Source organism: Nocardioides mangrovi (assembly GCF_020073815.1).
GTDB classification, from domain to species: Bacteria; Actinomycetota; Actinomycetes; order Propionibacteriales; family Nocardioidaceae; genus Nocardioides; species Nocardioides mangrovi.
The window spans coordinates 728,353-749,437 of sequence record NZ_JAIQZJ010000001.1 but is presented as its reverse complement, the minus strand read 5'-3'; the positions used below and the strand labels follow the sequence as shown (position 1 = coordinate 749,437).

Annotated in this window: 17 protein-coding genes; 12 read left to right on the top strand and 5 right to left on the bottom strand. The window is 72.8% G+C overall.

The genetic code is table 11. From position 1 onward, the window contains the following. Nucleotides 1–15: 15 nt before the first annotated feature. The 10 genes from K8U61_RS03560 (at nt 16) to K8U61_RS03515 (ending at nt 13,748) form a co-directional block, all read left to right on the top strand. Nucleotides 16–2,769 carry an amidase family protein gene (locus K8U61_RS03560; RefSeq protein WP_224121584.1) on the top strand — a complete coding sequence of 918 codons (2,754 nt, stop codon included), beginning with the start codon at nt 16–18 and terminating at the stop codon, nt 2,767–2,769. A 75-nt stretch (nt 2,770–2,844) separates the two neighbouring features. Continuing rightward, entirely contained in the window at nt 2,845–3,144 is a 300-nt protein-coding gene (gene gatC / locus K8U61_RS03555; RefSeq protein ID WP_224121583.1) for an Asp-tRNA(Asn)/Glu-tRNA(Gln) amidotransferase subunit GatC, read from the top strand. Further along, nucleotides 3,141–4,649: an Asp-tRNA(Asn)/Glu-tRNA(Gln) amidotransferase subunit GatA gene (gene gatA, locus K8U61_RS03550; protein WP_224121582.1), complete on the top strand. Its 1,509-nt coding sequence runs from the start codon at nt 3,141–3,143 to the stop codon at nt 4,647–4,649. Before gatC ends, gatA begins: the two co-directional genes overlap by 4 nt. Then, the gene (gene gatB / locus K8U61_RS03545; RefSeq protein WP_224121581.1) at nt 4,646–6,139 is read left to right on the top strand and encodes an Asp-tRNA(Asn)/Glu-tRNA(Gln) amidotransferase subunit GatB; all 1,494 of its coding nucleotides are present in this window, start codon (nt 4,646–4,648) and stop codon (nt 6,137–6,139) included. Before gatA ends, gatB begins: the two co-directional genes overlap by 4 nt. 17 nt (nt 6,140–6,156) lie before the next feature. After that, nucleotides 6,157–7,581, top strand: coding sequence for a prenyltransferase/squalene oxidase repeat-containing protein (locus tag K8U61_RS03540; protein ID WP_224121580.1), 1,425 nt, complete (start codon nt 6,157–6,159; stop codon nt 7,579–7,581). A 187-nt stretch (nt 7,582–7,768) separates the two neighbouring features. Further along, entirely contained in the window at nt 7,769–9,415 is a 1,647-nt protein-coding gene (locus K8U61_RS03535; protein WP_224121579.1) for a hypothetical protein, read from the top strand. A 1-nt stretch (nt 9,416) separates the two neighbouring features. Continuing rightward, entirely contained in the window at nt 9,417–10,298 is an 882-nt protein-coding gene (locus K8U61_RS03530) for a hypothetical protein (RefSeq protein WP_224121578.1), read from the top strand. Further along, on the top strand, nt 10,295–11,374 hold the full coding sequence (locus K8U61_RS03525) for an energy-coupling factor transporter transmembrane component T (RefSeq protein ID WP_224121577.1): 1,080 nt from the start codon (nt 10,295–10,297) through the stop codon (nt 11,372–11,374). The genes K8U61_RS03530 and K8U61_RS03525 overlap by 4 nt, the downstream gene beginning before the upstream one ends. Beyond that, complete coding sequence (locus K8U61_RS03520) at nt 11,371–12,945, top strand: ABC transporter ATP-binding protein (RefSeq protein WP_224121576.1); 1,575 nt, start codon at nt 11,371–11,373, stop codon at nt 12,943–12,945. Before K8U61_RS03525 ends, K8U61_RS03520 begins: the two co-directional genes overlap by 4 nt. Continuing rightward, complete coding sequence (locus K8U61_RS03515; protein ID WP_372454175.1) at nt 12,942–13,748, top strand: ECF transporter S component; 807 nt, start codon at nt 12,942–12,944, stop codon at nt 13,746–13,748. The genes K8U61_RS03520 and K8U61_RS03515 overlap by 4 nt, the downstream gene beginning before the upstream one ends. On the opposite strand, the gene K8U61_RS03510 is transcribed toward K8U61_RS03515, so the two are convergent. From K8U61_RS03510 to K8U61_RS03500, 3 genes are all read right to left on the bottom strand, one after another. Next, nucleotides 13,749–14,930, bottom strand: a complete 1,182-nt coding sequence (locus K8U61_RS03510; protein ID WP_224121575.1) for a PQQ-dependent sugar dehydrogenase — start codon at nt 14,928–14,930, stop codon at nt 13,749–13,751. A 69-nt stretch (nt 14,931–14,999) separates the two neighbouring features. After that, nucleotides 15,000–15,233: a hypothetical protein gene (locus K8U61_RS03505; RefSeq protein WP_224121574.1), complete on the bottom strand. Its 234-nt coding sequence runs from the start codon at nt 15,231–15,233 to the stop codon at nt 15,000–15,002. Between the two features lie 106 nt (nt 15,234–15,339). Continuing rightward, the gene (locus tag K8U61_RS03500) at nt 15,340–16,215 is read right to left on the bottom strand and encodes an EamA family transporter (RefSeq protein WP_224121573.1); all 876 of its coding nucleotides are present in this window, start codon (nt 16,213–16,215) and stop codon (nt 15,340–15,342) included. A 43-nt stretch (nt 16,216–16,258) separates the two neighbouring features. On the opposite strand from K8U61_RS03500, the gene K8U61_RS03495 reads away from it, so the two are divergent. Both K8U61_RS03495 and K8U61_RS03490 read left to right on the top strand, forming a co-directional pair. Continuing rightward, the gene (locus K8U61_RS03495; RefSeq protein ID WP_224121572.1) at nt 16,259–17,347 is read left to right on the top strand and encodes a WD40/YVTN/BNR-like repeat-containing protein; all 1,089 of its coding nucleotides are present in this window, start codon (nt 16,259–16,261) and stop codon (nt 17,345–17,347) included. A gap of 14 nt (nt 17,348–17,361) precedes the next feature. Next, nucleotides 17,362–17,820 (top strand): SRPBCC family protein, encoded by a 459-nt coding sequence (locus K8U61_RS03490; RefSeq protein ID WP_224121571.1) that lies wholly within the window; start codon nt 17,362–17,364, stop codon nt 17,818–17,820. On the opposite strand, the gene K8U61_RS03485 is transcribed toward K8U61_RS03490, so the two are convergent. Together K8U61_RS03485 and K8U61_RS03480 are read right to left on the bottom strand one after the other, a co-directional pair. Then, nucleotides 17,798–20,371 (bottom strand): glycoside hydrolase family 65 protein, encoded by a 2,574-nt coding sequence (locus tag K8U61_RS03485; RefSeq protein ID WP_224121570.1) that lies wholly within the window; start codon nt 20,369–20,371, stop codon nt 17,798–17,800. The two genes, K8U61_RS03490 and K8U61_RS03485, sit on opposite strands and share 23 nt — an antisense overlap. After that, the gene (locus tag K8U61_RS03480) at nt 20,368–21,078 is read right to left on the bottom strand and encodes an HAD family hydrolase (protein WP_224121924.1); all 711 of its coding nucleotides are present in this window, start codon (nt 21,076–21,078) and stop codon (nt 20,368–20,370) included. Before K8U61_RS03480 ends, K8U61_RS03485 begins: the two co-directional genes overlap by 4 nt. Between the last annotated feature and the right edge of the window lie 7 nt (nt 21,079–21,085).

Here is a 21,085-nt window from a genome sequence, read left to right as displayed (position 1 = left end):
ACAAGGAGATCGAACGTGAATCGTTCCAAGAACAGGGCAGTCGGTGCCGCCGTGGTGGCGGCCGGCCTCGCCCTGTCCACGCTGGCGGTGGGCTCGGGCCCAGCGGCCAATGCGGCGGACCCCGCCGCCACCACCACGGCATCCTTCCTGGAGCCGTACTACACCGAGGGCGACCTCACGGGTGACGACCAGATCACCCAGGCCGACCTCGACGCCCTGAACGCGGCGCTCGGCACCCAGGCAGGCGACCCGGGCTGGGCTGCCGTCTCCGCCGCCGACCTCAACGGTGACGACGTCCTCGACGTCCTCGACCTCGCCGCGCTCGCGCAGCGAATGATCTACGACGACGGCTCCTTCGACGTCATCGAGGCCAGCGCGGTCGACATGCAGAAGGCGATGAACGCCGGTGTCATCACGTCCGTCGAGCTGACCCAGGACTACCTGGACCGCATCTCGGCGTACAACGACACGCTCGTCGACACCGGTGCCGGCGGGCGACCGCTCAACGCGATCATCGCGACCGGCGGCGAGGCGCTCGCGGCCGCGGCGGAGAGCGACCGGCTGCGGGCGGAGAACGGCGGCCCGCGCAGCATGCTCGACGGCATCCCGATCCTGCTCAAGGACAACTACGACACCGAGGACATGCCGACCACCGCCGGCTGCGCGTGCTGGGAGGACAACCAGACCGACGACGACGCGTTCATGGTCAAGGGCCTGCGCGGCGACGGCGCGATCATCCTGGGCAAGGCCAGCCTGGACGAGTTCGCCTACGGCTTCTCCTCGACCTACAGCGCGGGCTCGGCGTACGACTCGGCGACCAGCACCAACGGCGTGAAGTACGTCGCCAGCCCGTACAACACGTCCAAGACGGCCGGTGGCTCCAGCGGCGGCACCGGCGCGGCCATCTCGTCGAACCTCGGCGCGATCGGCTTCGGCACCGACACCGGCGGCTCGATCCGCAACCCCTCGAGCTACAACCAGCTCGTCGGTGTGCGGCCCACGGTCGGCCTGGCCAGTCGGGACGGCATCGTGCCGCTCGCGCTGAGCCAGGACACCGGCGGCCCGATCGCCCGGTCCGTCGAGGATGCCGCGATCGCGCTGGACGCCGTGGTCGGCTCCGACCCGAACGACGCGGCGACCGCCGACGCGGACGCCCACGTCCCGGACTCCTACACCTCCTACCTCGACAAGGACGCGCTCGAGGGCAAGCACTTCGCGTACTTCACCTCGATGGTGCCGCCGGCCTCGGCCAGCAACGCGGCGCAGGTCGCGGGTCGACGCATCTTCCTCGACGCCGTCGCCGACCTGCGAGCGGCCGGCGCGACGGTCACGGAGATCGACCCCTCGACCCTGGCGGCGGACCCGAGCTCCGGGATCACGATCTCGGGGATCCTCGGTGAGGGCTCCGGCAGCACCAACGAGTTCAAGCACGACCTGAACAACTACATCGCCAGCCACCTCGGCGACGACGTCACCAACAACTCGCTCGACGCGATCATCGCCTCGAACAAGTTCGTCCCCGGGTACAAGTCGACCTACGTCAGCCGCAACGCCGTCACCCAGTCGACGTACGACGCCTGGGCCGGGCCGACCGGCAGCCACACGACCAAGATCGAGAACGGCTCGACGTACCTCACGAGCCTGATGGACAGCGACGGGCTCGACGCCATCGTCTACCCGACTGCGCTGCCCTACACGACCTACAGCAGCAACCTCCGGCTCAGCCCCAACACGGGCATGCCGGCGGTCACGGTGCCGGCCGGACAGACCACCGACGCCGAGACGCTGCCCGGTGCGGGCATGAACCTGGAGTTCCTCGGTCGCGACTACGACGAGGGCGACCTGCTCGGCTACGCCTACTCCTACGAGCAGGCCACCGAGCACCGCACCACGCCGAGCCTGTACGGCGCGATCGACGGTGACGTGACGACCGGTCCGGGCACCGACACCGACGCCCCGGGCGACGGCAGCGTGGTCGTGGCCGCGTCGGACACCACGGTCAACGTCGGGTCGACGTTCACGGTCACCGTGGACGAGTCGGCGGACGACCTCTACGCCTACGAGCTGTCGCTGGGCTACGACCCGAACGTCGTGGAGTTCGTGTCCGCCACGTCGGGCACCACCGGCAGCACGGCGGCCTCGACGGACGACGGCACGCTGACCGTCACCCACACCAAGCTCGGCACCTCGCCGGGCGCGGAGGGCGACACCAGGCTGGCGACCCTCACCTTCAAGGTGGTCGGGTCCGGCACCACGTCGGTCTCGGTCGACACGGTGATGAACATCGGCAGCGAGGGCACGACGACCTCCACCGCCGACGCGGGCACGATCAGCATCATCGCCCCGACGGAGACGCCGACGAGCCCGCCGACCACCACGCCGACGGATCCGCCGACGGACGAGCCGACCGACCCGCCGACGGACGAGCCGACCGACCCGCCGACGGACCCGGTCGACGTCGAGACCTCGACCAGCGCGACCCTCACCCCACGCACGGTCGTGAAGGGGAAGAAGGTCACGGTCGCGATCGCCGTCACCGCCGAGAGCGGGACGCCGACGGGCTCCGTGGTGGTCCGGGTCAACGGGGTCAAGGTCGCCAGTCCGACCCTGACCTCGGGCGAGGCCACGGTGAAGTTCGTGGCGCACCGGCAGTCGACCAAGCCGAAGGTGGTCAAGAAGCGGGTCACCGTCACCTACGTGCCGACCGGTGACTTCGAGGCCAGCTCGACGACCGCGGTGCTGAAGGTGAAGGCGCCGAAGAAGAAGTAGCACCGGCCGCGCGGCTCGGGCGGCGGCTCACCCTCGGGTGGGCCGTCGCCCGATGCTGCTTCTAGGATTGACCCCATGCCTGAGATCACCCGAGACGAGGTCGCGCACCTGGCGAACCTCGCCCGGATCGACCTGTCCGACGCCGAGCTCGACCACCTTGCACCGCAGCTGTCGGTGATCCTCGAGTCGGTCGCCTCGATCAGCGGCGTGGCCGGCGACGACGTACCGCCGACGTCGCACGCGCTGCCGCTCACCAACGTCTTCCGCGACGACGTCGTCGTCCCGGGTCTGACGCCCGAGCAGGCGCTGTCGGGCGCTCCCGAGGTCGAGGAGCAGCGCTTCTCCGTCCCGCGGATCCTGGGGGACGAGCAGTGACGACCGACTGGACCCGGAGGACCGCCGCGGAGATCGCGGACGCCCTCGCCGCCGGCGAGGTGACCTCGGCCGAGGTCACCCAGGCCCACCTGGACCGGATCGCCGCCGTCGACGGACCCGTGCACGCGTTCCTGCACGTCGACGCCGAGGGCGCGCTGGCGCAGGCCGCCGAGTCGGACGCCCGGCGCGCGGCCGGTGCCCCGCTCCACGCGCTCGACGGCGTGCCGATCGCGGTCAAGGACGTGCTCGCCACCGACGGCCTGCCGACCACCTGCGGCTCGAAGATCCTCGAGGGCTGGGTCCCGCCGTACGACGCGACCGTGGTCGCCAAGCTGCGTGCAGCGGGCCTGCCGATCCTCGGCAAGACCAACATGGACGAGTTCGCGATGGGGTCCTCCACCGAGCACTCGGCCTACGGCGCCACCCACAACCCGTGGGACCTCGACCGGATCCCCGGAGGCTCCGGCGGCGGCTCGGCCGCGGCCGTGGCCGCCTTCGAGGCGCCGCTCGCGCTCGGCACCGACACCGGCGGCTCGATCCGCCAGCCCGGAGCCGTCACCGGCACGGTCGGCGTGAAGCCGACGTACGGCGGGGTGTCCCGCTACGGCCTCGTCGCGCTCGCCAACTCCCTCGACCAGGTCGGCCCGGTGACCCGCACGGTCCTGGACTCCGCCCTGCTCCACGAGCTCATCGGCGGCCACGACCCGCGCGACTCCACCAGCATCGACCAGCCGCTCCCGCCACTGGTCGAGGCGGCGCGCCAGGGCGCGACCGGCGACCTCTCGGGCGTCAAGGTCGGCATCATCACCGAGCTGTCCGGCGACGGCTGGCAGGCGGGCGTGATGACCCGCTTCCAGGAGTCGGTCGACCTGCTGGTCAAGGCCGGCGCCGAGGTCGTCGAGGTCTCCTGCCCGACCTTCGTGCACGCGCTGGCGACCTACTACCTGATCCTCCCGGCCGAGGCGTCGAGCAACCTCGCGAAGTTCGACGCGATGCGCTACGGCCTGCGGGTCTGGCCCGCCGAGGGTGCGAGCGCCGAGGAGGTCATGCGGGCCACCCGCGACGCCGGCTTCGGCGACGAGGTCAAGCGCCGCATCATCCTCGGCACCTACGCGCTGTCGAGCGGCTACTACGACGCCTACTACGGCACCGCGCAGAAGGTGCGCACCCTCATCAGCCGCGACTTCGAGGCGGCCTTCGAGCAGGTCGACGTGCTGGTCTCGCCGACCGCGCCGACCACGGCCTTCAAGCTCGGCGAGAAGCTCGACGACCCGATCGCGATGTACCTCAACGACCTCGCGACCATCCCGGCCAACCTCGCGGGCGTCCCCGGCATCTCGGTGCCGGCCGGCCTCGCCGCGGAGGACGGCCTCCCGGTCGGCTTCCAGATCCTGGCCCCGGCCCTCGCCGACGACCGCTGCTACCGGGTCGGCGCCGCCCTCGAGGCGCTGCTGCTCGAGCAGTGGGGCGGCCCGCTCGTTCCCCCGGAGGAGAACCTCTCATGACCGACACCCTGGTGGCCTTCGACGACGTGCTCGCGTCGTACGACCCGGCGATGGGCCTGGAGGTCCACGTCGAGCTCAACACCGTCACGAAGATGTTCTGCGGCTGCCCGACCGAGTTCGGGGCCGAGCCCAACACCCAGGTCTGCCCGACCTGCCTGGGCCTCCCGGGCGCGATGCCGGTCGTCAACGGCAAGGCTGTGGAGTCGGCGATCCGGATCGGGCTGGCGCTCAACTGCGACATCGCGGAGTGGTGCCGGTTCGCGCGGAAGAACTACTTCTACCCGGACATGCCGAAGAACTTCCAGACCTCGCAGTACGACGAGCCGATCGCGTTCGAGGGCTTCATGGACGTCGACGTCGACGGGGAGACCTTCCGGGTGGAGATCGAGCGCGCCCACATGGAGGAGGACACCGGCAAGGCCACCCACGTGGGCGGCGCGACCGGCCGCATCCACGGCGCCGACCACTCCCTCATCGACTACAACCGGGCCGGCATCCCGCTGATCGAGATCGTCACCAAGCCGATCCTCGGTGCGGGGGCCAAGGCGCCCGACGTGGCCCGCGCGTACGTCTCCCAGCTGCGCGACCTGATCGTCGCGCTCGGCGTCTCCGAGGCCCGGATGGACCAGGGCAACCTGCGTGCCGACGTCAACCTGTCGCTGTCGCCCAAGGGCTCCGGAACGCTGGGCACCCGGTCGGAGACCAAGAACGTCAACTCCTTCCGCTCGGTCGAGCGCGCGGTGCGCTACGAGATGTCGCGCCACGCCGCGGTCCTCGACGCCGGGGAGAAGGTCCTCCAGGAGACCCGCCACTGGCACGAGGACACCGGCGTGACCACGAGCGGCCGCGAGAAGTCCGACGCCGAGGACTACCGCTACTTCCCGGAGCCCGACCTGGTGCCCGTCGCGCCGTCGCGCGAGTGGGTCGAGGAGCTGCGCGGCACGCTCCCGGAGAACCCGGTCGCGAAGCGCGCCCGCCTCCAGGGCGACTGGGGCTACACCGACCTGGAGATGCGCGACGTCGTCGCCGCCGGCGTGGTCGGACTGATCGAGGAGACCGTCGCCGCCGGCGCGTCCCCGCAGGCGGCGCGCAAGTGGTGGCTGTCCGAGCTCGGTCGACGAGCCAACGACGCCGGGGTGGACATCACCGATCTCGGGGTCGCGCCCGCGCAGGTCGCGGCCGTCCAGGCCCTCGTCGACGGCGGATCGCTCAACGACAAGCTCGCCCGCCAGGTCTTCGACGGCCTGCTCGCCGGTGAGGGCACCCCCGAGGAGGTCGTCGCCGCGCGCGGGCTCGCGATCGTCTCCGACGAGGGCGCGCTCTCGGCCGCGGTCGACGGCGCGATCGCCGCCAACCCCGACGTCGCGGACAAGATCCGCGACGGCAAGGTGGCCGCGGCCGGGGCACTGATCGGTGCGGTGATGAAGGAGATGCGTGGCCAGGCCGACGCCGGACGAGTTCGGGAATTGATCCTCGAGAAGCTGTCCTGACGGGGGATGATCGCCGCGTGCAACTTCTCGCCCGCGGCATCGTCGCCGCCCTGACCCTGCCCGCTCTCGCCGTACCGGTGCTCGCCGTCACGACCTCGTCGTACGCCGCCGCCGATCCGGCTCCGGCCGAGGACGGCGCCGCCTGGCTCGCGGCGCACCTGCCCGCCGGCGATCCGGGGCTGAGCATCGACGTCGCACTGGCGCTGGACGAGGTCGGTGGGTACGCCGGGACGGTCGGGTCGATCCGCGACCAGGTCGCCGCGACGGCGGACGAGGAGACCGCGGGCTCCGCCGCGGCGTCCGCGCACACGATCCTGCTCGCGGCTGCGACCGGCGACGATCCGACCGACTTCGGCGGCGTCGACCTGGTCGCCCGGCTGGAGTCCCTGTCCGACGGCGGGCGGGTGTCGGCGGACTCGGGCGCGCAAGCCGTGGGTGTCCAGGCCCTCGACCTCGCCGACAGCGACCTGCTGGGAGAAGCGACCGCCGATCTGCTCGCGCGACAGTGCACCGACGGGGCCTTCCCATCAGCCGTCGGTGCAGGGTGCGGGGACGATGCGATGGCGACGACGGCCCGGGCCGTGCTCGCGCTGGTGGGACAGGAAGGCACCGCGCCCGTCGACGACGCCCTCCGCGACGCGATGAACTGGATCCTCCAGGAGCAGGGCTCCCTCGACGACACCCCCACCGCAGCGCTGGCCACCCGCGCGCTCGGCGCCCTGGGCGAGGATGGGGCCGCGGGGGAGGCCGCCGCCTGGGTGCGCTCCCGGCAGCTCACCGATGTGGGCACGTGCAACTACTACGCCTCGGACGACGAGGGCGCGGTCGCCTACTCCTCCCAGGACGACATCGACGAGGGGAACCTCGCGGCGTACCAGCGCTCGACCGCCGAGGCGCTGCCCGCCCTCCGGTGGGCGCCGGGTCGGGCTGGCGAGCCGCGAGCCCTCCTGCCGTCCGGCTACGTGACGGCTGGAGCGATGCATCCCTTCCGGGTGGACGGTCTCGCCCCCGGCGAGGCGCTGTGCCTAGTGGCGGAGGCGCCCCTCCAACGGGTCCTCGTCAGCGCCGACGCCACCGGCGGCTACCAGAGTGTGATCTTCGGGCCGGACGACGGCGAGTCCCTCCGGCTCTCGGCTGCCACCGTCGACGGCACCCTCGCCTCGGTCGAGCTGACGGGGCTGGGCCCGAAGAGGCTGGCGGTCGCGCTGCGGAAGAAGGTTGCCAAGGGCCACCAGCAGACCGTCCGGGTCTCCGGACTCGCCGCGGCCGAGCGCGTGACGGTGAAGATCGCCGGCGCCCGCGTCGGCCGTGGGCGGGCGACGTCCGACGGGACCTTCGCGACCCGCTTCCGAGTCACCGGGAAGCCGCGGACCGTGACGGTCGTCGTGCAGGGCGAGGTCGCCGGCCGGACGGCCACCAAGACCTTCGAGGTCCTCGGCTGAGCGGCGGGTTATGCTGCGCGGGCAATCCAACTGAACGCCCGTGGTGGGGGAAGCCGGTCCGAATCCGGCGCTGACCCGCAACCGTAGGCCGTCGCCCGCTCGGAGGGGACGACGGCGAGCCGGAGCACCTTCCGCGACGCGTCCCGATCACGCGCTGTCGAGGAACGCAGCTGCGGGAAGGAACATCATGCGCCCCACCCTCCGAGGAGCGGCGGCCGTCCTGGCCGTGCCTGCGCTCGCCATGTCCGCGCTGGCCGCGACGTCGGCCCCGGCATCGGCCGACGCCACGACCGACCCCGCTCCGGCGACCGCGGCCGGCTACTGGCTCGGTGGCCAGCTGACCGACGGCCTGGTGCACAACCGGCAGTACGACTTCGACGACTACGGCCTGACCATCGACGTCGGCCTCGCCTTCCACACGCTCGAGTCGGCCGGTGCGCCCCACTCCGTGGTGGAGGGCATCAGCGACGCGATGGCCGCCGCCATCGACAGCTACGTGGCGCCTGGCTACGGCACCGACCTGTCGGCCGGCAGCGCCGCCAAGGCGGCGGTGCTCGCCCAGGCCGCGGGCGACGACGCGACGGCGTACGGCGGGCGGGACCTGATCAGCGACCTGGAGAGCACCGTCGGCGACGACGGCGCCCTCGCGGGCCGGATCCAGGACGACTGGGACCCGACCGTCCAGTACGCCGCCGACTACGCCAACGTGTTGGGGCAGGCGTTCGCCGCCGAGGCGCTCGACGCCGCCGGCAGCGCGAAGACCGACGCCGTCACCGACTTCCTGCTCCAGCAGCAGTGCGCGGACGGCTACTTCCGCCAGGACTTCACCGTCGACCTGGAGGCGGACCAGACCTGCGACGGCAGTGACGGCCAGCCCAACGTCGACGCCACCGCGCTCGCGATCGAGGCGCTCCAGTCCCAGCTCGACGACGCCGACGTCGCCGCCCAGGTCGCCAAGGCCGTCGACTGGCTGGTCGACCAGCAGAAGGCCAACGGCGGCTTCGGCTCCGACGCGGACATCCCGACCGCCAACGCCAACAGCACCGGCGCGGCGGCGTACGCCCTGCTCATCTCGGGCCAGCCGGAGGCGGCGGCCCGGGCGGCCGCGTGGCTCCGCGCCCACCAGGCGACCAACGTCGCCACCTGCGTCTCCTACGACGACGCCGACGCCGGCGCGGTCACCTACGACGACGCCGCGCTCGCCAACGCCCAGAAGCACGCCATGGGCAAGGCCAAGCACGACCAGGCGGTCCGCGCCACCGCGCAGGCCCTGCCGGGCCTGCTCGCCGCGCAGACGAGCGCCGACGAGCCGCAGGCCCACTTCACCTCCGAGTACGTCAAGGCCGGCGGCGCCAAGCCGGTCGGCGTCACCGACGCCGCACCGGGCGAGGCCCTCTGCGCCATGCGGGGCGAGCAGTCCGTCCTCGGGTACGCCGGCGTCGACGGCGAGGTGGACCTGAAGGTCGCGATCCCGGACAAGACCAAGGTGAGCAAGGTCAAGGTCGCCAACGCCGGCGGCACCTTCGACACCGTCGCGATCAACGCGCTCGGCGCGAAGAAGCTCACCGTGTCGCTGAAGAAGCGGTCGGTCGCGAAGGGTGGCCGTCAGGTCATCCGCGTCTCCGGCCTCGCGCCGGGAGAGACGGTCCTGGTCGATGTCACGTGGCCGTCGACGGCCCACAGCGGCTCCGGCACGTCCGCCTTCGGCCAGGCCAACGGCCAGGGCGTCGTCCGCACCTCGCTGACCGCGTCGAAGCACGCCGGCACCGCCCGGGTGAAGGTGAAGGGCGCCTTCGCCAACCGCAAGGCCAAGGCCAGCTTCACCGTCCGCTGACGTGCTGCTGACCCGTCTGCTCCGCGGCACCGCCGCAGCGGCCCTCGTGGTCGCCGCGGCGGTGCTTCCGGGACCCCCGGCATCCGCCGCGACCTGCTCGACGGGGTCCGGCGTGAGCGTCGTCGTGGACTTCCACGAGCTCGGCGGCGGAGTGCGGACGGCGTGTGTCCCGGGCGGCGGCGGCGACGCCGCGTCGAGCCTGTTCCCGGCCGCGGGCTTCCCGCTCACCTACGTGCAGCGCCAGCCCGGCTTCGTCTGCCGGGTCTCGGGATCCCCCTCGGACAGCCCCTGCGTCAACACCCCGCCAGCGGACGCCTACTGGGCGCTCTACTGGTCGGACGGCGAGTCGGGCTCCTGGACGTACGCCACGACCGGCGTCGGTGGGCTGCGGGTCCCCGACGGCGGGTACGTCGCGCTCTCCTGGCAGGGCTCGACCACCCGGGCCCAGCCCGGGGCGGCGCCGAGCCCCCACCCGACCGCCTCGGCCACCCCGACCACGCGGCCCACCCATCGGCCGAGCAGCCGTCCGACGTCCTCCTCCGGTAGCGGCACCACCTCCACGCCGTCGGGCTCCGCCTCGACCGGGCCGGCCGGGCCGACCGAGTCGGCGAGCGCCACGGACGGCGCCTCGGCCTCGACGTCCGGCACGAAGCACCGGCACCGGATCTGGTCGGCCTCGGCGTCGGCCACGCCGACGGAGTCGACCGACCCGACCGAGACCGCGTCGCCGACGGCGACCGGCGACGCCGTACCGGCGTCCTCGGACCCGGCCGACCCGGGCGAGGGAGGCCTGCCCGGCTGGGTGGGGCCGGTGGTCGTCGTGCTGCTCTTCGGAGGCGCCGCCGGCGTGGCCGTCGTACGCCGCCGCCGGGGCGCGTCGTGAGCGGGACCCGGCTCCCACGCGACCTGCACCCGGTCGCCTGGTGGGTGTGGGCGCTCGGGCTCTGCGCCGCCGCGACCTTCACCACCAACCCGTTCGTGCTGCTGATGCTCGTGGGCGCCGCCGCGACGGTGGTGTCGCTGCGTCGCTCCGACCAGCCCTGGGGCCGTTCCTTCCGCCTCTACGTCGGCCTCGGCCTGGTGATCGTGGTGATCCGGCTGGCGTTCTGGGTCGTCTTCGGCGGCTGGACCGGCGGCCACGTGCTGCTCGACCTGCCCACGGTGCCGCTGCCCGACTGGGTCGCCGGCGTGACCCTGCTCGGGCCGCTCTACGCCGAGGCGCTGCTCTTCGCCCTCTACGACGGGCTCCGGCTCGCGACGATCGTCATCTGCGTCGGCGCCGCCAACTCGCTGGCCAACCCCAAGCGGCTGCTGCGCTCAGTGCCGCCGGCGCTCTACGAGATCGGCACCGCGCTGGTGGTGGCCGTCTCGGTCCTCCCGCAGCTGGCCGACAGCGCGCGGCGGGTCCGTGCCGCGCAGGCGCTCCGGGCCGGCGACACCCACCGGGTGCGCCGGCTGCGCCGCTTCCTGGTGCCCGTGCTCGAGGACGCGCTGGAGCGCTCGCTGGCGCTCGCGGCGGGCATGGACACGCGCGGCTACGGCCGGTCCGGCGACAGCACGCCCGCGCAACGGCGGACCACCGGCGCCCTCATGCTCGTCGGACTCGGCGGCATCTGCGTGGGGACCTACGCCGTGCTCGACACCACCGCCCCGCGGGTGCTCGCGCTGCCGATGCTCGCCCTCGGCGTGGGTGCCGCCGCCGCGGGGCTGGTCAGCGCCGGACGCCGGGTCGGCCGCAGCCGGTACCGCCCCGACCCGTGGCAGTGGCCCGAGGCCGCGGTCGCCGCGTCCGGCGTCCTGGTGGGCGCGCTGGGCTGGTGGATCAGCCGGCACCAGGTGGCCATCGCCTACCCCGACCTCGACGCCGTCCCGCAGGTGAGCGCCGTCGCCCTGCTCATGGTGGTCCTCGCACTCGTCGGCCCGCTCGCGTCGCCCGCCCCGAGGCTGGTGGCGGCGTGATCGAGCTGCGCGGCATCACCTTCCGGTACGACGACGACCCGGTCCTCGACGGCGTCGACCTCACCGTCGACGAGGGCGAGCTGGTGCTGGTCTCCGGGCCGACCGGCGTCGGCAAGTCCACGCTCCTGGGCGTGGTCACCGGCCTGGTGCCGCGCTTCTCCGGCGGCACCCTCGACGGCGACGTGCTGCTCGACGGGACGAGCATCGTGCGGACCGCGCCGCGCGAGCGCGCCCATGCGATCGGGTACGTCGGCCAGAACCCCGCCGCCGGCTTCGTCACCGACACCGTCGAGGAGGAGCTCGCCTACGGCATGGAGCAGCTCGGCCTCCCGGCCGAGACGATGCGCCGCCGGGTCGAGGAGACCCTCGACCTGCTCGGCATCGCCGACCTCCGCGCCCGCGACCTGCGCACGCTGTCCGGCGGGCAGCAGCAGCGCGTCGCCATCGGCTCGGTCCTCACCATGCACCCGCGGCTCCTGGTGCTCGACGAGCCCACCTCGGCCCTCGACCCGACGGCCGCCGAGGAGGTGCTCGCGACCCTGACCCGGCTCGTCCACGACCTCGGTCTCTCGGTGCTGCTCGCCGAGCACCGGCTCGAGCGCGTGGTGCCCTTCGCCGACCGGATGTGCCTGCTCACCGGCGACGGACGGGTCCACGTGGGCGAGCCCGGCGAGCTGCTCGTCGACTCGCCCGTCGTACCCCCGATCGTCGAGCTCGGCCGCGCCGCCGGCTGGAGCCCGCTGCCGCTCAGCGTCCGGGACGCGCGCCGCCGGGCCCGCGACCTGGGCGAGCGGCTGCGGCCGCCGGTCGAGACCACCAGCGCCGCGGCGGCCGCGGTCGAGGTCCGCGGGCTCCAGGTGGTCCACGGCCGCACCGTCGCGCTGCGCGACGTCGACCTCACCCTCGGCGCCGGCCGGGTCACCGCGCTTATGGGCCGCAACGGCGCGGGCAAGTCGTCGCTGATCTGGGCGCTGCAGGGGAGTGGCCGACGGACCGGCGGTCGGGTCGAGGCCTGGGGCACCGACCCCGCCGACCTCGATCCCGAGGGACGCCGGGCCCTGGTCGGGCTGGTGCCGCAGAACGCCGCCGACCTGCTCTACCTCGAGACGGTCGCCGACGAGTGCGCCGCCGCGGACGGCGGCAGCGGCGCCTGCCGGGACCTGCTCGACCGGCTGGTGCCGGGCATCCCGGACGACCAGCACCCGCGCGACCTCTCCGAGGGTCAGCGGCTGGCGCTGGCCCTCGCCCTCGTGCTCGTCTCGCGGCCCCGGGTGCTGCTCCTCGACGAGCCCACCCGCGGCCTCGACTACGCCGCCAAGCACGTGCTCTCCGGCATCCTGCGGGGCCTCGCCGCCGACGGCTGCTCGGTGCTGGTCGCCACCCACGACGTCGAGTTCGTCGCCCAGGCCGCCGACGACGTGGTCGTGCTCGCCGACGGCGACGTGGTCTCGTCCGGCCCGGTACGCCGCGTGGTCGCCGAGTCGCCGTCCTTCGCCCCGCAGGTCACCAAGGTGCTCGGGCCGCCCTGGCTGCGGGTCGACGAGGTCGCCGCGCAGCTGGACGCCTCGTGAGCGCCGGGGTCGCTGCCGTCCGGGTCGGGCCGCGGTCGGCGCTGATCCTGGCCCTCGCCTCGCTCGCGGGCCTCGCGATGTTCTGCTGGCCGCTGCTGCTGCAGGTGCACGCGGGGGACCGGGTCGACCCGCCGTTCCTCTTCCTCGGCCTGCTGCCGGTGATCCTGGCGGTCGTGCTCGCCGAGCTCAACGAGAACGGCCTCGACCCGCGCGTCCTGGCCGTCCTCGGCGTGCTGAGCGCGATCAACGCCATCCTGCGCGGCATCTCGCCGGGCACCGCCGGCGTCGAGCTCACGTTCTTCCTGCTGATCCTGGCCGGCCGGGTCTTCGGACCGGGCTTCGGCTTCGTGCTCGGCTGCACCTCGCTCTTCGCCTCGGCCCTGCTGACCGCGGGCGTCGGACCGTGGCTGCCCTACCAGATGCTGTGCTCGGCGTGGATCGGCATGGGCGCGGGCCTGCTGCCCCGACGGGTCACCGGGCGGGCCGAGATCGCCATGCTGGCGGCGTACGGCGTGGTCTCGGCGTACCTCTTCGGGCTGCTGATGAACCTCTCGAGCTGGCCCTTCATCGCCGGCATCGTGGTGCAGGGGCACGCCGGCTCGCTGTCCTACGTCGCGGGCGCGCCGGTGTGGGACAACCTGCGGACGTTCGTCGTCTACACGGTGCTGACCTCGACCGGCAGCTGGGACACGATCCGGGCGATCACCAACGCGGTCGCGATCGTCCTGCTCGGCCCGGCGGTGCTGACCACCCTGCGCCGGGCCTCGCGAAAGGCCACCGTGACCGGGACGGTCGCCGGGTAGTCAGGGCCTGACGAGCAGGATGCGGTCGTCACCCGCCCGCGGGGTGCCGCGCCCGTCGCGGTTGCTGGTGGTGACCCACAGGCGGCCGTCGGGGGCGGCGACGACGGTCCTGATCCGGCCGTAGCGGCCGATGAAATAGCCCTTCGGGTCGCTGGCCGTCGTGCCGTCGACCGTCACCCGCCAGAGCCGCTCGCCGGCGAGGGCGCCGAGCCAGAGGTGGCCGTCGAGGTAGGCGAGCCCGGACGGGGAGTTGGTCTCGGTGTCCCAGACGACCTTGGGGTTCGTGAGGCCGGCGACGTCGCCGCGGCCCTCGACGGTCGGCCAGCCGTAGTTGTGGCCCTTCTGGATCAGGTTGAGCTCGTCCCAGGTGTGCTCGCCGAACTCCGATGCCCACAGGCGGCCGTCGTCGTCGAAGGCGAGGCCCTGGACGTTGCGGTGGCCGTAGGACCAGATGGGGGAGCCGGGGAAGGGGTTGCCCGGAGCGGGCTTGCCGTCGGTGGTGATCCGCAGGATCTTGCCGCCGAGCGAGCTCTTGTCCTGGGCGAGCGCGCTGTTGCCGGTCTCGCCGGTCGAGGCGTAGAGGTAGCCGTCCGGCCCGAAGGCGAGCCGGCCGCCGTCGTGGATGAAGCCGTTGGGGATGCCGGTCAGGATCGGCGTGATCGGCCCGAGGCGGTCGTGGGCGAGGCGGGCCTTCACGATCCGGTTGTCGTGGTCGGTGCTGAAGTAGAAGTAGAGGAGGTGGTCGCTCGCGAAGTCGGGCGACACGGCCACGCCCAGCAGGCCGGCCTCGCCGCCCTGGTCGCCGAGCCCGACCGCGTCGCTGAGCACCCCGACGGTGTCGACCGAGTGCTCGGGACCCTTGATCTCCAGCACCTTCGTGGTGTCCCGCTCGGTGACGATCGCGTTCCCGTTGGGGAGGAACGCCACGCCCCACGGGGCCGCCAGGCCGGTGGCGATCTCGCCGACGACCTTCGGCGGGCCGGCGTACGTCGGGGTGGCGCTCTCGCTCGAGCCGCTGCTCCCGCTCGAACCGCTCGACCCGGTGGTCGGCGCGCTGGTCGACGGAGCGTCGGCGGTGACCGTGTCGTCGGGCGCCCCGTCGCTCTCGTCGCTGCTGCTGCACGAGCTGAGCAGCGTGGTGGCGAGCGTGGCCGTGGCGAGAACTCCGACGAGGCGTCTCATGAGGAGAGGGTAGTCAGATGTGCTGAGCTCACCGGGCGGCCAGGGAGAGGCAGGTCCCGCCCGGTGAGCTCAGCCATGCGCAGCGTGAGCTGCAACCTCCCTCGCCGTGGACTGACCGAGCGCGGCCAGGAACTCCTCGACGTCGTCGAGCTCTGCACGCCGTTGTGCGAGGGCGGTGGAGGCGATCATCGCGTTGCGCCGGGATCGCTGCTGCGACTCCACGGCCCAACGACTCACCCGGTCGGCGATGGGGTCGACGAGACGCTCGACCAGCCGGTCGACCAGGTGTGGTGCGAGCTTCATGTCGTGCCCCCCATGGCACTCCCGAGTTGGCTTGAGGTGACCTCCACGGTAGGCAGGCGCCGATTCCCCGCGGTCAACGCCGTGTGACGGTTCCGTGAACTCTGCCTCAGTCCGGAGCGGGGGCCACCGGCCGGGTGGAGCGGGTCGCGCCGACCGAGGCGATGACGATGCACACCAGCGCGAGCCACTGCTCGAGCGAGAGGAACTCGCCGAGCACGACGATGCCGGCGAGGGCGGCGGCGGCCGGCTCGAGGCTCATCAGGATCGAGAAGACCGACGGGCGGATGGTGCGCAGCGCGACCATCTCGCAGCTGTAGGGGATCACCGAGGACAGCAGCCCGACGGCGGCGCCGAGCAGCAGGATCCTCGGGTCGACGAGGTCGGAGCCGCCGACGGCCAGCGCCAGCGGGGTGAGCAGCAGCGTCGCGACGACCGAGGCGACGGCGAGCCCGTCGAGCCCCGGCCAGCGCCGGCCGGTCGCGCCGCTCAGCAGGATGTACGACGCCCACATCGCGCCGGCCAGGAGCGCGAAGAGGGCGCCCGCCAGGCTGAGCGCCCCGCCGCTGCCGGCGAGCCCGAGGACCGCCACGCCGAGGGCGGCGAGCGCCACCCAGAGCAGGTCCCGGGCGCGCCGCGAGCCGACGACGGCGAGCGTCAGGGGACCGAGGAACTCCAGCGTCACCGCCAAGCCCAGCGGGATCCGCTGGAAGGACTGGTAGATCGCCCAGTTCATGACGCCGAGGGAGACGCCGAGCGCGACCGCGACCAGCCAGTCGGTGCGGGTCCGCCCGCGCAGCACGGGGCGGGCCACGAGCGAGAGCACGATCGCCGACGTCACCAGCCGCAGCCAGACGATCGTGGTCGGCGCGACCTCGTCGAAGAGCGACTTGGCGATGCCGGCGCCGAACTGGACCGACAGGATGCCGATCAGGACCAGCCAGACGGGGGACACCAGCGCGAGCGATGACTTCCGGCCGACCACCGGGTCAGGGTAGAAGAGACGAAGGGCGCACCAGGAGGCAGGCATGTCGGACAAGACGGTGTTGATGGTCGGGACCCGCAAGGGTCTGTGGATCGGGACGTCGGACGCGGCCCGTCAGGAGTGGCGGTTCACCGGACCGCACTTCGACATGGAGGAGGTCTACTCCTGCCTCGTCGACAGCCGCGGGGAGACCCCGAGGCTGCTGGTCGGTGCGTCGTCGAGCTGGCTCGGCCCGCAGGTCTGGCGCTCCGACGACGAGGGCGCGAGCTGGCAGGAGACGCCCAACGGCGCCGTCCGCTTCCCCGAGGGCACCGACGCGACCGTCGAGCGCATCTGGCAGCTGGTGCCCGGCCCCGAGGACGGGGTCGTCTACGCCGGCACCGAGCCGGCCGCGGTCTTCCGCAGCACCGACCGCGGGGAGACCTTCACCCTCGAGCGGGCGCTCTGGGACCACCCCCACCGGCCGGACTGGGGCGCGGGCTTCGGCGGCCAGGCCTTCCACACGATCCTCCCGCACCCCGACGACCCGCGGTCGGTCACGGCAGCGCTGAGCAGTGGCGGCGTCTACCAGACCGCCGACGGCGGCGGGAGCTGGGAGGCCCGCAACCACGGCATCCGCGCGGAGTTCCTCCCCGAGGGCCAGCAGTACCCCGAGTTCGGCCAGTGCGTCCACAAGATCACCCGCCACCCGAGCCGGCCCGAGCGGCTCTTCCTGCAGAACCACGGGGGCGTCTACCGCTCCGACGACGAGGGCCGGACCTGGACCTCGATCGCCGACGGGCTCCCGGCGGAGTTCGGCTTCCCGATCGTCGTGCACCCGCACGAGCCCGACACCGTCTTCGTCTTCCCGATCAACGGCGGCGACAAGCGCTACCCGCCCGAGGCCAAGGCCCGGGTATGGCGCTCCCGCGACGCCGGCGACACGTGGGAGGAGCTCGGTGACGGCCTGCCCGACTCGTTCTACGTCGCGGTGATGCGCGACGCGATGTGCGCCGACGACCAGCCGACGACCGGCTTCTACTTCGGTGCCCGCAACGGCGCCGTCTGGGCCTCGGCCGACGAGGGCGAGACCTGGCGGGAGATCGTCAGCGACCTGCCGGACGTGATGGTCGTGCGGGCCGCGGCCATCTGAGCGAGGATCACGCCATGGGTTCCTACGAGGTCGTCCGGATGACGACCATCGCCGCCGACGCGGCCCGCATCCACGCCCTCGTCGACGACTTCCACCACTGGCAGCAGTGGTCGCCCTGGGAGGACGTCGACCCGGCCATGCAGCGGACCTACACCGGGCCCGACAGCGGGGTCGGCGCCCACTACGAGTGGAGCGGCAACCGCAAGGCCGGCCGGGGCAGCATGGAGATCGTCGCGTCCACGCCCGAGGCCATCGACGTCGCGCTGGTCTTCCAGAAGCCCTTCTCGGCGACCAACGACGTGCGCTTCTCCTTCGCCCCCGACAGCGCCGGCGGCACCACGGTCGAGTGGCGCATGCGCGGCGAGCAGTCGGGGGTCTGGGGCGTGCTCGGCAAGCTCATCAACATGGACAAGCTGGTCGGCAAGGACTTCGAGAAGGGGCTCGCGCGACTCAGATCCGCGGCGGAGGCATGATCGACGGATCGGGCGCGTAGACGGGGAGCTCCCCGGTCGCGTCCGGCTCCTCGGGCGGCTGGATCGGCTCCGGCACGCCCGCGGTGATCGTGCTGCCGTCCGCACGCGTCCCGCCGATGACCGGGTGGTCGCCGAGCAGGCCGTCGATGCGGGCGCCCTGGTCGGGGAGCGCGACGACGAGCGGAGCGTCCGTGCCGACGACGTACGACGTCCCGCGGACCGTCACCGGCACCGCGGCGTCGCCCTCGACGACCGAGAAGCGCGCCTCGTCCTGGGTCAGCTCGACCAGCAGCAGCGAGCCCCGCCAGCAGAGCCGGAAGGTCAGCGACGGCCAGGTGGCCGGCAGCCGCGGGTCGAAGGAGAGCTCGCCGCGGTAGTCGCGCATCCCGCCGAACCCGTAGACCAGCGCGCTCCAGACGCCGCCGGTCGAGGCGACGTGCAGCCCGTCGACGGTGTTGCCGTGCAGGTCGGCGAGGTCGACGTAGAGCGCCTGGTGGAAGTAGTCGAGCGCGGCCTCGTGGTAGCCGACCTCGGCCGCGATCACCGACTGCACCACGGCCGACAGCGTGGAGTCGCCGGTGGTGATCGGGTCGTAGTACTCGAAGTCCGCGCGCTTCTCCTCGAGCGTGAAGCGGTCGCCCTGGAGGAAGAGCGCGAGCACCACGTCGGCCTGCTTGAGCACCTGGAAGCGGTAGATGACCAGCGGGTGGTAGTGCAGCAGCAGCGGCCGCGTCTCGGGCGGCGTCTGGGAGAGGTCCCACACCTCGCGGTCGAGGAAGAAGTCGTCCTGCGGGTGGATGCCGAGGCCCTCGTCGAAGGGGATCGTCATCCCGTCCGCGCAGGCCTGCCACTCCGCGACCTCCTCCTCGGTGATGCCGAGCCGGCTCGCGACCTTGACCCAGCCCTCGGGGTCGTGGGTGCGGATCCGGTCGACCGCGATCGCGGCCTCCTCGAGGTTGGCCCGCGCCATCACGTTGGTGAAGAGGTTGTTGTTGACGACCGTCGTGTACTCGTCGGGCCCGGTGACGCCGTGGATGTGGAAGGACGGCTCCCCGTTGCTGCGCCAGAAGCCCAGCTCGGCCCACATCCGTGCGGTCTCGACGAGGATGTCGATGCCCTCGCGCAGCAGGAAGCCGCGGTCGTCGGTGGCGCGGACGTACTTCATCAGCGCGTAGGCGATGTCGGCGTCGATGTGCACCTGCGCCGTACCGGCCGCGTAGTACGCCGACGCCTCCTCGCCGTTGATCGTGCGCCACGGGTAGAGCGCCCCGGCCTGGGCCATCTCGCGGGCCCGCTCGCGCGCGGCCGGGAGCATGACCGAGCGGAAGTGCAGGGCGTTCCGGGCGACCTCGGGGGAGGTGTAGGTGAGGAACGGGAGGACGTAGACCTCGGTGTCCCAGAAGTAGTGGCCCTCGTAGCCCGAGCCCGTCACCCCCTTGGCCGGGACGCCGATGCCGTCGGTGCGCGCGCTGGCCTGCGCGAGCGAGAAGAGGTTGTAGCGGATCGCCTGCTGCACGGCGGCGTCCTCGGGACTCTCCGTGGCGATCTCCACGTCGGCGGTCTGCCAGAAGCGGGAGTACCAGGCGCGCTGGTCGGAGAGGTAGTGGGCGACGCCGTGCCGCCCGGCGCGGTCCAGGGTGCGGTCGCAGCGGTCGGACAGCTCGCGGACCGGTACGCCGCGGGAGGAGTGGTAGGCGACCAGCTTCTCGAGCCGGGTCGTGGTGCCCTCGGTCGCGTCGATCCGGAAGACCATCTTGGCCTGGTCGTCGTCGGCGCGGGCGACGACCTCGTGGACGTCGGTCGTCGTGAGGACGTGGTCGGCGGCGACCGCGACGGTCATGCCGGAGTTGGCGCACTGGTAGCCCAGCAGCATCCGGTCCTCGGTGGCGTAGCTCATCCGCGGCAGCAGCACCCGGTCGGCGAAGGCGCCGGCCTTGCGCGGGTCGGCGTGCTCGACCAAGCCCTGCGCCGTCCGGCCGTGGTACTCGTCGCGGCCGTCCTGCCGGTTGAGGATCTGCGAGGAGATCACCACGGGCGCGTCCCCGCTGAGCATGGTGACCTCGACGGTCATCAGCGCCAGGTGGCGCTGGGTCATCGACACCATCCGGGTGGAGTCGATCCGCACCCGCTTGCCCGACGGCGTGCGCCAGACCAGGCTGCGCCGCAGGACGCCGTCGCGGAAGTCCAGGCACCGCTCGTACTGCTCGAGGTCGGAGGTGCCGAAGGTCAGCGGCTCGTCGTCGACGTAGACCTTGAGCACCTTGGTGTCCGGCACGTTGACGATCGTCTGGCCGGTGCGCGCGAAGCCGAAGGCCGCCTCGGCGTGCCGGATCTCCCAGGTCTCGTGGAAGCCGTTGACGTAGGTGCCGTTGGAGTAGGCCGGCCGCCCCTCCTCGGGGTTGCCGCGCATGCCGAGGTAGCCGTTGGCGACGGAGAAGAGCGTCTCGGTCAGGCCGAGGTCGTCGGCCTGGTAGCTGTCCTCGACCAGGCCCCAGGGGTCGACCGGGAAGCGCCCGCGGTCGAGCGGGTCGGCGCCGACGTGCCGGCTCATGCCGCGCTCCCGGGCACCAGGTCGGCCAGGTCGTCGACGACGACGTCGGCGCCCGCCTCGGTGAGCGTCGCGGCGCCCGCTCCGCGGTCGACGCCGACCACGAGGCCGAAGTCGCCGGCCGCGCCGGCCCGGACGCCGGAGACGGCGTCCTCCAGCACGACCGAGCGGCCGGCCTCCGCGCCGAGGACCTCCGCGGCGTGCTGGAAGGTGTCCGGAGCGGGCTTGCCCGGCAGGCCGAGCTCGTGGGCGACCGTGCCGCTCACGACGGTGCGGAAGCGGTCCGCCAGGCCCGCGGCCTCCAGCACCGCCGGGGCGTTGGCCGACGACGACACCACGCCGAGCGGCAGGCCGAGGCCCTGCAAGTGGTCGATCAGCAGCACCGAGCCGGGGTAGGGGCGCACCCCGTCGCGCGCGAGCACCTCGTTGAAGGCGTCGTTCTTGCGATCGCCGAGCTCGACGACCAGGTCCTCGGTCGCGTCGATGCCGCGCGAGCGGAGGAAGTCGCGGACGCCGTCGTAGCGCGGCTTGCCGTCCACGTGGGCGAAGTAGTCGGAATCGGTGTAGGGCGCGGTGTCGGCGCCCGGGGCGTCGTACTCGCCGAGGAAGGCGTTGAACATCTCCGCCCAGGCGCGCATGTGCACCTCGGCCGTCGGGGTGATCACCCCGTCGAGGTCGAACAGCACGGCGTCGTACTCGCTCCAGGTCACGGTCACC

What these genes read in the sequence shown, in the direction of transcription:
- K8U61_RS03485 (WP_224121570.1), bottom strand. Translation starts at nt 20,371, where the DNA reads ATGAGCCGGCACGTCGGCGCCGACCCGCTCGACCGCGGGCGCTTCCCG.
- K8U61_RS03490 (WP_224121571.1), top strand. Translation starts at nt 17,362, where the DNA reads ATGGGTTCCTACGAGGTCGTCCGGATGACGACCATCGCCGCCGACGCG.
- gatB (WP_224121581.1), top strand. Translation starts at nt 4,646, where the DNA reads ATGACCGACACCCTGGTGGCCTTCGACGACGTGCTCGCGTCGTACGAC.
- K8U61_RS03510 (WP_224121575.1), bottom strand. Translation starts at nt 14,930, where the DNA reads ATGAGACGCCTCGTCGGAGTTCTCGCCACGGCCACGCTCGCCACCACG.
- K8U61_RS03495 (WP_224121572.1), top strand. Translation starts at nt 16,259, where the DNA reads ATGTCGGACAAGACGGTGTTGATGGTCGGGACCCGCAAGGGTCTGTGG.
- gatC (WP_224121583.1), top strand. Translation starts at nt 2,845, where the DNA reads ATGCCTGAGATCACCCGAGACGAGGTCGCGCACCTGGCGAACCTCGCC.
- K8U61_RS03535 (WP_224121579.1), top strand. Translation starts at nt 7,769, where the DNA reads ATGCGCCCCACCCTCCGAGGAGCGGCGGCCGTCCTGGCCGTGCCTGCG.
- K8U61_RS03505 (WP_224121574.1), bottom strand. Translation starts at nt 15,233, where the DNA reads ATGAAGCTCGCACCACACCTGGTCGACCGGCTGGTCGAGCGTCTCGTC.